Annotated in this window: 10 protein-coding genes; 5 read left to right on the forward strand and 5 right to left on the reverse strand. The window is 70.1% G+C overall.

What is annotated here, in order from left to right:
* Positions 1-18: 18 nt before the first annotated feature.
* Positions 19-996 (forward strand): Bug family tripartite tricarboxylate transporter substrate binding protein, encoded by a 978-nt coding sequence (locus AC1EJR_RS05290; RefSeq protein WP_477113069.1) that lies wholly within the window; start codon positions 19-21, stop codon positions 994-996.
* Between the two features lies 1 nt (position 997).
* Entirely contained in the window at positions 998-1,609 is a 612-nt protein-coding gene (locus AC1EJR_RS05295) for a glutathione S-transferase family protein (RefSeq protein ID WP_477113070.1), read from the forward strand.
* 308 nt (positions 1,610-1,917) lie between these two features.
* Here AC1EJR_RS05295 and AC1EJR_RS05300 read toward each other — a convergent pair whose 3' ends face one another.
* From AC1EJR_RS05300 to AC1EJR_RS05320, 5 genes are read right to left on the reverse strand one after another with little or no spacing between them, the layout of a single operon-like run.
* Entirely contained in the window at positions 1,918-2,895 is a 978-nt protein-coding gene (locus tag AC1EJR_RS05300; RefSeq protein ID WP_441592796.1) for an acyl-CoA dehydrogenase family protein, read from the reverse strand.
* A gap of 12 nt (positions 2,896-2,907) precedes the next feature.
* On the reverse strand, positions 2,908-4,068 hold the full coding sequence (locus AC1EJR_RS05305; protein ID WP_092294684.1) for an acyl-CoA dehydrogenase family protein: 1,161 nt from the start codon (positions 4,066-4,068) through the stop codon (positions 2,908-2,910).
* A gap of 14 nt (positions 4,069-4,082) precedes the next feature.
* Positions 4,083-5,084, reverse strand: coding sequence for a Bug family tripartite tricarboxylate transporter substrate binding protein (locus tag AC1EJR_RS05310; protein ID WP_441643734.1), 1,002 nt, complete (start codon positions 5,082-5,084; stop codon positions 4,083-4,085).
* A gap of 42 nt (positions 5,085-5,126) precedes the next feature.
* On the reverse strand, positions 5,127-5,588 hold the full coding sequence (locus tag AC1EJR_RS05315) for a MaoC family dehydratase (RefSeq protein WP_092294680.1): 462 nt from the start codon (positions 5,586-5,588) through the stop codon (positions 5,127-5,129).
* Between the two features lie 37 nt (positions 5,589-5,625).
* Positions 5,626-6,825, reverse strand: coding sequence for a CaiB/BaiF CoA transferase family protein (locus AC1EJR_RS05320; protein ID WP_441643735.1), 1,200 nt, complete (start codon positions 6,823-6,825; stop codon positions 5,626-5,628).
* A 113-nt stretch (positions 6,826-6,938) separates the two neighbouring features.
* On the opposite strand from AC1EJR_RS05320, the gene AC1EJR_RS05325 reads away from it, so the two are divergent.
* The 3 genes from AC1EJR_RS05325 to AC1EJR_RS05335 all read left to right on the forward strand — a co-directional run bounded on the left by AC1EJR_RS05325 (position 6,939) and on the right by AC1EJR_RS05335 (position 13,048).
* Positions 6,939-7,835, forward strand: a complete 897-nt coding sequence (locus AC1EJR_RS05325; RefSeq protein ID WP_092294676.1) for a LysR family transcriptional regulator — start codon at positions 6,939-6,941, stop codon at positions 7,833-7,835.
* 151 nt (positions 7,836-7,986) lie between these two features.
* Positions 7,987-11,292, forward strand: a complete 3,306-nt coding sequence (locus AC1EJR_RS05330) for an acetyl-CoA carboxylase family protein (RefSeq protein ID WP_477146882.1) — start codon at positions 7,987-7,989, stop codon at positions 11,290-11,292.
* A 31-nt stretch (positions 11,293-11,323) separates the two neighbouring features.
* Positions 11,324-13,048 (forward strand): AMP-binding protein, encoded by a 1,725-nt coding sequence (locus tag AC1EJR_RS05335; RefSeq protein WP_477113072.1) that lies wholly within the window; start codon positions 11,324-11,326, stop codon positions 13,046-13,048.
* Positions 13,049-13,062 lie beyond the last annotated feature (14 nt).

The raw sequence follows: 13,062 nt of genomic DNA on the forward strand, positions 1-13,062 counted from the left end.
AATCTGGAGGAGACCCCCATGCGCATCCGCATGCTTGCCCCGGCGTTCGCGCTCGCGGCCCTGGCCACGCTGGCCACCCTTGCCACTGCACCCGTCGCCCACGCGGCGCCCATCACGCGGCTCGTTGTCGCATTCCCGGCCGGCGGCCCTGCTGATTCGCTGGCGCGCGCCATCTCGCGCCAGCTGGAACTCGAACTCAAGCAGACCGTCGTCATCGACAACCGCCCCGGCGCCAACGGCGCCATCGCGGCGAGCTTCGTGGCGAAGTCGCCCACCGATGGCTCGGTGCTGTTCCTGACCAGCGCCGGGGCCATCGTCATCAACCCGTCGCTCTACGCCAGCCTGCCCTACAACCCGCAGAAGGACCTGGCGCCGATCTCGCTGGTGGTGAACACGCCCGAAGTGCTGGTCGTGAAGCCCGACGCGCCCGCCGCCAACGCTGCGGCATTCGTCAAGCAGGCGCAGCAGGCGGCCAAGCCGCCGAGCCTGGCGTCCACCGGCGTCGGCAGCATGCCGCATATGACCATCGAGCTGTTCAAGGCAGCCACGCGCGTGAACTTCCTGCACGTGGCGTACAAGGGCGCTGCACCAGCCATCACCGACACGCTCGGCGGTCAGGTGGATGCGTTCTTTGGCGATGCGTCCGGGCTGATGCCGTTCATCACCAGCAAGCGGCTGCGGCCGATTGGCGTGGCGGCGCCGAAGCGGCTCGGCTTCCTGCCCGATGTGCCGACGCTCGGCGAGCTGGGCATCGCCAACGTAGAGGCCAGCAACTGGTACGGGATGATGGGGCCAGCCGGCACGCCGCCTGATGTGGTGAAGCGCGTGAACGAGGCCCTGCGCCGCACGCTGGACAACCCCGGCGTGCGCACAAACCTTGAACAACTTGGTCTGGTCCCCGCCCCTGGCAGCGCCGCCGAGTTCACCACGCTGATCCGCAACGACACCGCCAAGTGGGGCCGCGTGGTCAAGGAACACAACATCCACGGAGAATGACATGGGCACGATGACGCTGTACTGGTCGCCCCGCTCGCCGTTCGTGCGGCGCGTGATGGTGACCGCGCACGAACTGGGCATCGCCGACCGCATCCGCTGCACGGACGCCGTGGTGGCCATGACCGCCTGCAACGCAGACGTGATGGGCGTGAACCCGCTCAACAAGATCCCGACGCTGGTGCTGGAGGACGGCGGCGTGCTGTCCGAATCGACGCTGATCTGCGAATACCTCGCGGCCGGCTCGGCGCTGGTGCCGCAGGAGCGCGCGGCCCGCCTGCGCGCGCTGCGCTGGCACGGCGTCGGCCATGGGCTGACCGATCTGCTGGTCTTGTGGCGCAACGAGCGGCTACGCCCGACGGCGCAGCAATCGGCACCCATCCTTGACGCCTGGGCCGCCAAGCTGGCGGCGACACTGGCGGTGCTCGACGGCGAAGCGGCCACCTTGCGCGAGTCAGCCGTATCGCTCGGGCATGTCGCCATCGGCTGCGCGCTGGGCTATCTCGACTTCCGCTTTCAGGAACGTGACTGGCGCGCGCAGGCGCCAGCGCTGGCGCAATGGTTCGCCACATTCGACCAGCGCGCGTCGATGCGCGAGACCGTGCCGTCAGTTTGACGCGCTGCCCCTCTCCCCCGGCCCCTCTCCCGCAAGCGGGCGAGGGGAGCAAACCGGCGGTGTTCCTCCCCTCTCCCTCCGGCCCTCTCCCGCAAGCGGGCGAGGGTAGCAAACCGGCGGTGTTCCTCCCCTCTCCCCCGGCCCCTCTCCCGCAAGCGGGCGAGGGGAGCAAACCGGCGGTGTTCCTCCCCTCTCCCCCGGCCCCTCTCCCGCAAGCGGGCGAGGGGAGCAAACCGGCGGTGTTCCTCCCCTCTCCCTCCGGGAGAGGGGCCGGGGGAGAGGGCGGGCACCTCAAGCGAAGTCCGGGGTCAAGCCGCGTCGGTACTCCACGACCGGATCAGGTCGACCGTGCCGGCATCCGCCGCGCACGCCGCTTCGCCGATCTCCCGGCCCCAGTAGCGCTCCGAGCCATCGGCCAGCCGCCACGCGTGCAGGCGGCGCGTGAACAGTTGCAGGTCGTATTCCTCGGTCACGCCCATCGCCCCGTGCACGGCGTGGGCGCTGCCGGTCACCGGGGTCACCGCCTCGCTGGCATTGAGCTTGCCCACCGCTGCGCGCATGCGGTCCGGCCAGGCGTCGTCCGACGCGCACGCGATCTGCGCTGCCACGCGCGCCGCCGCCACCTGCTCGGCCATCACGCTGACCTGATGCTGGATCGCCTGGAACTTGCCAATGGGCCGCCCGAACTGCGCGCGGTCGTTGGCGTACTGCAAGGTCATGTCGAAGACGCGCGCCATCGCGCCGGCCATCTGCGCGGCGTGCAGGCAGGCGCCCAACGTGCGCAGCAGCCCCGGCGCCAGCGGAAAGGTTGTTGACGGGGAGCGGCCGATGGAGACCGTCAGGTCGCCGTGCACGCCGGTCTCGGATACATCCGCTGCCTCGCGGGCGACCAGCGCGCCCTGACCGCCGTCCTGCACGACGAACCACGCGGCAGTCGCCCCACCCGGCGCATGGGTACGCGGCGCGCCGTCAAACGTCGCCAGCGCGATCGGCCCTTCCGGCAATTCGATGCCGGCCCGGTGCAGCACGGCCCGCGCGAACATCGTCTGCGCGAGCGGCAACGGCATCGCGTGCCAGCCCATCGTAAAGAACAGCGGGGCGACGTCCGCCAGCGAGAGCCCCGCGCCACCGGCGTCCTCGGGCAGCAGGCAGTCCGCAAAGCCGCTGTCGCGCAGCACGTTCCACAGCGACGCCGCGCCCTGCCCCGCTTCCACGGCGCGCACATGCGCCGGCGTGCAGTGGTCGCGCAGCAGGGCCGTCAGCGCGTCGGAATAGGCGTTATCCATCTCGAAACTCCTTCAGCGCAGGCCAAGCCCGCGCGCGATCATGCCGCGCAGGATCTCGCGGGTGCCGCCCCGCAGCGAATAGGTCGGCGAAATCTGGCTGACGTAGGCCGCCGTGCGATACAGCGCCGTGTCGGCGGCCAGTTCCGGATCCTCCCCGAGCGCCGCTTCGGCCAGCGCGCCCACCGACTGCTCCAGCTCGGTGCCGAGGTCCTTGACCAGCGCGGCCTCCACCAGCGGGCTTTCCCCGGCGGCGAGCCGCGCCGTCACCGCCAGCGACATCGCGCGCAGCGTGGCGAGCCGGCCGACCAGCCGCCCGACGGTGACCGTGTCGCGCCGGATCGACGGCAGCCGGCGCAGCGCGGCAATCCATGCATCGAGCAGCACCACGCTCGAATAGAGCCGCTCCGGGCCACTACGCTCGAAAGCCAGCTCCGCGTTGACCTGCTCCCAGCCCGCGCCTTCCTGCCCCACCAGCGCATCGGGCGGCAGGGTCACATCCTCGAAGCTCACTTCCGAGAAATGCGCGTCGCCAGCCAGGTCGTGGATCGGCCGGATCGTGATGCCCGGCGCGGCAAGGTCCACGATGACCTGCGACAGGCCCTTCTGGCGGTCGCCCACCTCGCCCGAGGTGCGCACCAGCGCCAGCATGTACTGGCAGCGGTCGGCATTGGTCGTCCAGATCTTGCGGCCGTTCAGCCGCCAGCCGCCTTCCGGCAGCGGCACCGCGCGCGTGCTGACGCTGGCGAGATCGGAGCCGGCGTTCGGCTCGCTCATGCCGATGCAGAAGAACGCCTCGCCGCGGCAGATACGCGGCAGGTAGAAGGCGCGCTGGGCGTCGTTGCCGTAGCGCAGGATCAGCGGCCCGCTCTGCCGGTCTGCGATCCAGTGCGCGGAGACCGGCGCGCCGCATGCCAGCAGCTCCTCCACGAGTACGAAGCGCGAAAAGGCGTCGAGCCCGGCGCCGCCGTAGGCCGCCGGCAGCGTGATCCCCACCCAGCCGCGCCGCGCCAACGCACGGCTGAAGCTGGCGTCGAAGCCCATCCACGAGCGCGCGCGCACATCGGGCGGCAGCGCGGGCAGATGTTCGGCGAGGAAGGCCTTGACCTCGGCACGGAAGGCCGCAGCCTGCGGCGGCAGCGCCGTGAGCTGGAACGTTGCGAACAGCGCACTCACATCGAACTCCTGTTTCAGTCCAGCGTGACGCCGGAATCCTTGACCACCTTGCGCCAGCGATCCAGCTCCTGGGCCACGTACTTGCCGTAGGCCTCGGGGCTGGTCCCGCGCGGCTCGGCGCCCTGCGCGGCCAGGCTGGCACGTACCTCGGGCGCGGCCAGCGCCTTCAGCGTGGCGGCATTGAGCTTCTTGACGATCTCGGGCGGCGTCTTGGCCGGGACCATCATGCCCTGCCAGGCGCCCACCTCGAAGCCCGGCATGACGGTTTCGGCCACGGTCGGCACGTCCGGCAGTTGCGAGCTGCGCGTGAGGCTGGTCACCGCCAGCGCCTTCATGCGCTTGTCGCGGATGAACGGCAGCGACGAGTTGATCGTGTCCGTCATGAACTGCACCTGCCCGCCGGCAAGGTCGGTCAGGGCCGGCGCGCTGCCCTTGTAGGGTGCGTGGACCGCGTCCAGCCCGTTGGCCTGCAGGAACAGGAAAGCGGCCAGATGCGTGACATTACCGTTGCCGGCCGACCCGTAGGTCATCTTGCCGGGGTTGGCCTTGAGCCAGCTGACGAACTCGGCCACGGTGTTCGCAGGCACCTTCGCGTTCACCTCCAGCACCAGCGGCACCATGGCGGTCATCGCCACCGGCGCGAAGTCGCGCTTCACGTCGTAGGGCAGCTTCTTGTACAGCGCCGGACTCAGTGCGATGGACGAGGTGTTGTACAGCACCGTGTAGCCATCGGCGGGCGCCTTGGCGACCATCTCGCCGCCGATATTGCCGTTGGCGCCGGGGCGGTTGTCCACCACCACCTGCTGGCCAAGGTCTTCCGACATCTTCTTGGCGATCACGCGCGAGACGAGGTCGGTCGGGCCGCCCGGCGGGAACGGCACCACGAGCTTGATCGGATGATCGGGAAATTCCGCCGCGTGCGCCGACATGGCGACCGGCGCGCAGACCAGCGCGGCGACGGCGCAGACGCGTCGCAGCGTGGGGTGATGCCTGGCATTTTTGCTCTGAACTGGCATGTTGTCTCCTCCTGGGTATGCGTGGGGGCCGCCGCCGGCGGGCTAGCGCCCTGCCAGCAGGCGGCGCGCGGTGTAGGTCATCACCAGCTCGTTGCGCTGGTTGAAGACCTCGATGCTCGAATCCACCACCGCGCGGCCGCTCTTCGACGTCGGGCGGATGCCGGTCACGGTCACGGTGGCGCGGATCGTGTCGCCTACCACCACCGGGCCGTGGATCTTCTGCGTCAGTTCCAGCATCGCCAGCCCGGTGCCCTGGATCATGGTCTGCAGGATGAAGCCTTCGATCAGCGCGTAGGTCAGCGCGGCCGGCACCGGGCGGCCCTGGATCGCACCGCCCTCGTAGCCGGCTTCGATGAAGATGGCCTCCAGCATGCCGGTGGTGGAGATGAAGTTGACCAGATCGGTCTCCGTCACGGTGCGGCGGAAGGTCTCGAAAACCTGCCCGACCTCGATGTCCTGCCAGTAGTAGCCCTGCCCGAGGCGCTTGGGCTGTGCTTGGGTCATGTTCGTCTCCTTGTGGATCTTCTTTGGAATGGGGGTATCAGCGCGGCTTGGCTGCGAACGCCGCGCCGTCGCGCGTCAGGGCGTCGATGTCCTGCGCGTCCAGCCCAGCCTCGCCGAGCACAGCGCGCGTGTGCTCGCCGAGCCGGGGCGGCAGCGCCGCACGGGCGCGCTCGCCGTCGAAGCGCACCGGCGCGCCCGGAAAGCGCAGCGTGCCCATCGACGGATCGCTAACCTGCTCGAAGAAGCCGGTGGCTTTCAAGTGCGGGTCATCGATCAGCTCGTCGAGGTCGTTCACGCGCGCCACAGGAATCTGGAGGCCCTCGCAGATCTCGATCCAGTCGTCCGTGGAGCGTTCCCTCACCAGTTCGCCGGTGATTTCGTAGAGGGTTTCGATATGGCGCGTACGCGCCGCGATGTCGGTGAAGCGCGCGTCGGCGGCCAGATCGTCGCGACCGGCGCTGCGGAAGAAGTCGCGCCAGTGCGCGTCGGTGTACGGCATCATGCAGACGTAGCCGTCGGCGGTCTGGTAGGGCCGGCGCAGCGGCGCCAGTACGCGCGGATAGCCGGCGGTGCCGCGCGGCGGCTCGAAATGCTGGCCGTAGAGGTGCTCGACCATATTGAAGGCCACCATCGACTCGAACATCGGCACTTCCACCATCGAGCCCTTGCCGCCCTGCCGCGCGCGCCCGGTGAGCGCCGCCGAGATCGACAGCGCCGCCACCAGCCCGCTGGTCTTGTCCGCTGCGATGGTCGGGAAGTAACGCACCGTGCCGGTCTGCGCGGCCATCAGCGCGGCATTGCCGGACAGGCCCTGGATGATGTCGTCGTACGCGGGGCGCCCGCCGTAGGGGCCATCCTCCGCAAAGCCCAGCAGGCTCACATAGACCAGTTGCGGATGCCGCGCCATCACGCTGGCGGGGTCCAGATCGAGCTTGCCCAGCTTCTGCGGCCGCATGCTGTGCATGAAGACGTCCGCCGTGGCCAGCAGCCGGTGCAGCGCGGCCTGCGCTGCGGGCAGCTTCAGGTTCAGCACCACGCTCTTCTTGCTGCGGTTCACGCCCAGGAAGATGGCCGACATGCCGTCTTCGGTGGCGGGGCCGGTGCGACGCGTGGAATCCCCCTCGGGCGGCTCCACCTTGATGACCTCGGCGCCCAGGTCGGCCAGCCACTGGCTGGCGTACGGGCCCATCACGACCGTGGACAGGTCTACCACGCGAATGCCTGACAGCGGCAGCATGGGCGTCTCCTTATATCTTTTGGCTTTGAGCGACGAGGTTACCGCTGGCGAACCCTTTCCGTCTAATATTAGTTTTTTAGGAACCGATATCGATTAGATATCGCCATCTCGCCATGGACCTGCGCCAACTCCAGCAATTCGTCGTGCTCGCCGAAACCGGCAACTTCCACCGGGCGGCCGAGCGCCTGCATATGGCGCAGCCGCCGCTCTCGATCTCCATCCGCAAGCTGGAGGCGGATCTGGGCACGCCGCTGTTCGTGCGCACCACGCGCGGCGTGCGCCTCACGCAGGCCGGCGAGGCGGCGCTGGCCGATGCCCGGCGCGCGCTGTTCCACGCCGATCAGGCCCGGGCGGCTGCGCTCTCCGCCGCACATGGCGAGCGCGGCGCGCTGCGCGTCGGCTTTATCGGCTCGGCTACCTACGCGCTGCTGCCCCGGCTGATTCCGGCCTTCCGCGCGGCGCATCCCGGCATCGAACTGATCCTGCATGAGTCGACATCGGCCTCGATCCTGGACCGGCTCGAACGCGGGCAGGTGGATGCCGGCCTCGTGCGCTTCCCGATCCTGAGCGCCGGCCCCTTCACGCTGACGCCACTGGAGGAAGACACCTTCGTGGCCGCCGTGCCGGCCGACAGCCGCTTCGCCGCGCAGGAGTCCATCGCGCTCAAGGCACTGGCCGACGAGCCCTTCATCATGCATCCGAGCGCCGAGGTGCCCAACCAGCAGGCCGTGGCGATGCTGCTGTGCCAGCAGGCCGGATTCGTGCCGCGCGTGACGCAGGAGGCGGTGCAGGTGCAGACCATGGTCAGTCTGGTGGAAAGCGGCCTGGGCGTGGCGCTGGTGCCCGGCGTGACGGCCCGCTACACCAATCGGCGCGTGCGCTTCCTGCGGCTGTCGAGCCCCCGGCCCGCCGCGCGCATCGGCATTGCGCTGGCCACGCGCGAGGGCGCCGATGACCGCCACGTGCAGCACTTCACCACCGTGGCGCGGGGCATGATGCAGGACGGCTAGCGCCGTTCCGCAGCGCAGCACCGGTCATACAGGCCGTGCATGGCCGTAATGAAACTTGCGCCATGCGTGTCCGATTCACGTTGTGACCGGTGGCCGCCGCCCCTTACAGTCTGGCTTGCATCCCACGTCGTCAACCTCGGGAATCCAGCCAGTGAAGAAGCTTCTGATTGCAAATCGCGGCGAGATTGCGCTGCGTGTCCAACGGGCGGCCCAGGATCTTGGCATCGCCACGGTGGCCGTCTACGCCGCCGACGACGCCCAGTGCCGCCACCGCATGCTGGCCGACGAATCGGTGGCGCTACCGGGCAGCGGCCCGGCGGCCTACCTCGATATCGACGCGATGCTCGGCGCCGCGCGCGCCACCGGCGCCGATGCGATTCACCCCGGCTACGGCTTCCTGAGCGAGCGGGCCGACTTTGCGCAGGCGTGCGCCGATGCGGGCATCGTCTTCGTCGGCCCCACGCCCGAGCAGCTTGGGCTGTTCGGCGACAAGGGCCGCGCGCTGGCACTGGCGGCGCGCTGCGACGTGCCGGTCATGCCCGCCACGCCCGGTGGTGCCACGCTTGACGCCATCACGGCGTTCTTCCACGCCCAGCAAGGCAACGGGATCGTGCTGAAAGCCGTGGGCGGCGGTGGCGGGCGCGGCATGCGCATCGTGCGCGAGGCGGAGGCGCTCGCGGAAGCCTACGCGCGCTGCCGCTCGGAAGCGCGCAGCGCCTTCGGCGTGGACGAGATCTACGCGGAGCGGCTGGTCGAGCGCGCGCGCCATATCGAAGTGCAGATCGTGGGCGATGGGCGAGACGTGGTGGCGCTGGGCGAGCGCGACTGCACGCTGCAGCGGCGCTTCCAGAAGCTGGTCGAGATCGCCCCGAGCCCGGTGCTCACGGCGGGCCTGCGCGAGCGCATCCTCCATGCCGCCACCGTAATGGCGCGCGAGGTGGGCTATCGCAGCCTTGGGACGTTCGAGTTCCTCGTGGAGACCACGGAAGCCGGCGAGCCGCGCGGCTTCGTCTTTATCGAAGCGAACCCGCGCCTTCAGGTCGAGCACACGATTACCGAGCAGGTCACCGGCGTGGATCTGGTGGCGACGCAGCTTGCCCTCGCGCAGGGCCGCTCGCTGCGCGAGGCGGGGCTCGATCCGCAGGCGCCGCCCGCCCCGCGCGGCTATGCCATCCAGCTACGGATCAACGCCGAGGCCACCGACGCCCAGGGTCTCGCGCGGCCCGCGCAGGGCCGGCTCGAGCGCTTCGATCCGCCCAGCGGCCCGGACGTGCGCGTGGATACCCACGGCTACACCGGCTATGCCCCGCCGCCGGGCTATGACTCACTGCTGGCCAAGCTCATCGTCACCGCCGCCGCGCCGCGCTTCGACGACGCCGTGCGCCGACTGCGCCGCGCGCTGGCCGAGTTCCGCATCGACGGCGTGCCGACCAATATCGACCTGTTGCGGGCGCTGGTCGCGCGCGAGGACTTCGCCACCCAGCACGTGCATACGCGCCATTTCGAGGCGATCCTGCCAGAACTGCTGGAGCACGCGAGGCGCATCGCTGCCACGGCTGCCACCCGCGATGCCACCAGCGGCCAGCCCGCCGGCGTACCGGCCAGCGCGCTGGCTGCGGGCAGTGAAGCAGCGCCCGGCGAAGGCCTCATCGCCATCCGCGCGCCGATGAACGGCCGTGTGGTCGAGATGCGCGTCAACGAGGACGCCATCGTGCAGCCGGGCCAGACCGTGGCCATCCTCGACGCCATGAAGATGGAGCACACCATCGTCGCCGAGGCCGCCGGCCGCGTGATCGACGTGCGCCTCGGCGCCGGCGCGCAGACCACCGAGAACCAGATCCTGCTGGTGCTGGAGCCGATGGAGACCACCGGTGCAGCGCAGCACCGCACCGCAGGCGCCGATCCGCGCGCCGTACGACCAGACCTGCAGCGCGTGTTCGACCGCGACGCCTTCCTCGCCGACGCCGCCCGCCCGGACGCCGTGGCCAAGCGCCATGCCCGTGCCCAGCGCACCGCGCGCGAGAACGTGGCGGACCTGTGCGATGCCGACAGCTTCGTCGAGTACGGCGCCTACGCGGTGGCGGCGCAGGCCAGCCGGCGCAGCGCCGAGGACCTGATCGCCAACACCCCTGCCGATGGCCTGATCACCGGCACGGGGCGCGTCAACGGCGCCCGCTTCGCACCCGAGGCAGCCCGCTGCGCGGTGCTGGCCTATGACGCCACCGTGCTGGCCGGCACGCAGGGCAAGCGCAACCACATCAAGACTGACCGCATCCTGCAAGTCGCCGCGGACCAGAGGCTGCCCACGGTGATCTTTGCCGAAGGTGGCGGCGGCCGGCCCGGCGATGTCGATTTCCCGACCGTGGCCGGGCTCTACCAGCCGTCGTTCGCGGCGTTCGCCAGCCTGAGCGGCGAGGTGCCGGTGATCGGCATCGCGGCGGGCCGCTGCTTTGCCGGCAATGCCGCACTGCTCGGCTGCTGCGACGTCATCATCGCCACACGCGACGCCAACATCGGCATGGCCGGCCCGGCGATGATCGAGGGCGGCGGGCTGGGGGTGTATCGCCCCGAGGACATCGGCCCCGCTGCCGTGCAGTTCCAGAACGGCGTGGTGGACCTGCTCGTCGACAACGAGGCCGCTGCCGTGCAGGCCGCCAAGCACTATCTGTCGATGTTCCAGGGCCGCACGCAGGACTGGCAGGCGCCCGACCCGCTGCTGCTGCGCGGCGTGGTGCCCGAGAACCGCCTGCGCGTCTACGACACGCGGGCGGCCATGCAGGGCATTGCGGACGTGGACAGCCTGCTCGAACTGCGCGCCGGCTACGGCACGGGCGTGCATACGGCGCTCGCGCGCATCGCGGGGCGCCCGGTCGGCATCGTCGCCAACAACCCGCGCCACCTCGGCGGCGCTATCGACGTGGACGCCGCCGACAAGGCCGCGCGCTTCATGCAACTGTGCGACACCCACGGGCTGCCCATCGTCTCGCTGATCGACACGCCGGGGTTCATGGTCGGCCCCGAGATCGAGGCGCGCGCGCAGGTGCGGCACGTGTCCCGCCTGTTCGTGCTCGGCGCCAAGCTGCGCGTGCCGTTCATGGCCGTGGTGCTGCGCAAGGGCTACGGACTCGGTGCGATGGCGATGGCAGCCGGCGGCTTCCGCGCGCCGGCCTTCACCATCTCGTGGCCCACCGGCGAGTTCGGCGGGATGGGGCTGGAGGGCGCCGTGCGGCTAGGCTTCCGCAAGGAACTGGAGGCGCTGCCCGAAGGCCCCGAGCGCGACGCGCTCTATCAACAGCTGGTAGCGCAAATGTACGAGCGCGGCCACGCGATCAACGCCGCCGCCGGGCTGGAGATCGACGCCGTGATCGATCCCGCCGAGACACGCCGCTGGCTGCTGGCAGGGCTGGAACCCGCCCCGCGCGACATCCCGCCGCGCCGCTATGTAGACGCCTGGTAACCCCCTGTTCGTCCAACGCCCCGGAGACACGATGGAAGAGACCGCCTTCTTTGCCGACCTGGACGCCCGCCACGCCCGCATCTGGCCGGCTGGCCTGCCTACCGCCCCGCACTACCCGCACGGCGAGATCGGACTGGGTGACACCCTGCGCGCCTGGGCGCGCGTGCAGCCAGACCGCCCGGCGCTGGTCTACTACGGCACCACGCTGACCTATGCCGAACTCGACGACCTCAGCGAACGCTGCGCGGAGCTGCTGCGCGGCCACGGCGCCGGGCCGGGCGAGCGCGTGGCCGTGCTGCTCGGCAACTGCCCCCAGTTCCATATCGTGTTCTACGCGATCCTCAAGATTGGCGCGGTCTACGTGCCGGTCAACCCGCTGTTCAAGGAACACGAGCTGGCCTACGAGCTGAACGATGCCGGCGCCACCACCGTCATCGCGCTCGATTCGCTGGTGCCGATGCTGATGGCCGTGAAGGCGCAGACGCCCGTGGCCACGGTGTTCCGCACCTCGCCGGGCGAGTTCCTGCCGGCCCAGCCGACGCTGCCGGTGCCCGCCGGGCTGGATGCGCCGCCCGTCGAGCACGCCGGCACCATCGACCTGATGACCGCCGTGCGCCTGTGCACCGGCAACGTGCGCGACGCGCAGGTAGATCTGGACGCCCTGGCGGCGCTCAACTACACCGGCGGCACCACCGGCATGCCGAAGGGCTGCATGCACACGCAGCGGGACATGCTCTACACCGCCGCCGCCTCGCTGGCGGTGGCCAGCGGGCAGGCGGGCCGCGACCCGGCCCAGCCCTCTTCGGACGTGATGCTGAACTTCCTGCCGATGTTCTGGATCGCCGGTGAGAACCTCGGCCTGATCTACCCGATCTTCAGCGGCGCCACGCTGGTGCTGCTGGCGCGCTGGGACCCCTCGGCCGTGATGGCCGCCGTGGACCGCTACCGCGTGAACCGGACCTTCATGGTGGTGGACAGCATCGTCGAACTGCTCCAGCACCCGGACCTCCCCCGCCACGACCTGCGCACGCTGCAACACACGCGCGTGGCGTCGTTTATCCGCAAGCTCACGCCGGACCTGCGCCGCCAGTGGCAGGCGCTGACCGGCGGCATCCTGGCCGAGGGTGCCTGGGGCATGACCGAGACGCACACCAGCGACACCTTCACCACCGGCATGCAGACCGACGACATGGACCTGCACGGCCGCCCGATCTTCGTGGGCCTGCCCGTGCCCGGTACGCGCATCAAGATTTGCGATTTCGAAACCGGCGCGGTGCTGCCGGTGGGCGAGGAAGGCGAGATCGTGGTCAGCACCCCCTCGCTGTTCAAGGGCTACTGGGGCCGCCCGGAAGCCAACGCCGAGGTGTTCCGCAACGGCTGGTTCCATACCGGCGACATCGGCGCCTACGACGAGGCCGGCTATCTCCACTTCCTCGGTCGCCGCAAGGAGATGATCAAGGTGCGCGGCATGAGCGTGTTTCCGTCCGAGCTGGAAGTGCTGCTGGGCCGGCATCCGGCCGTGCTCGGCTCGGCCGTGGTGCCGCGGCCAGACCCGGAGCGCGGGCAGGTGCCCGTGGCCTTCATCCGGCTGCGCCCCGAGCATGCCGCCGTTTCCGGCGACGACCTGCTGCACTGGTGCCGCGAGCATATGGCGAGCTACAAGGTGCCGGAGATCCGCCTGGTGGCGGAACTGCCAATGACGGCCACCGGCAAGGTCCGCAAGGTGGAACTGCAGGCGCAGTTCGAGCAGAACTAACAAGACAAAGAGGA

The sequence above is a fragment of the Cupriavidus sp. 05T42 genome, from assembly GCF_056396345.1.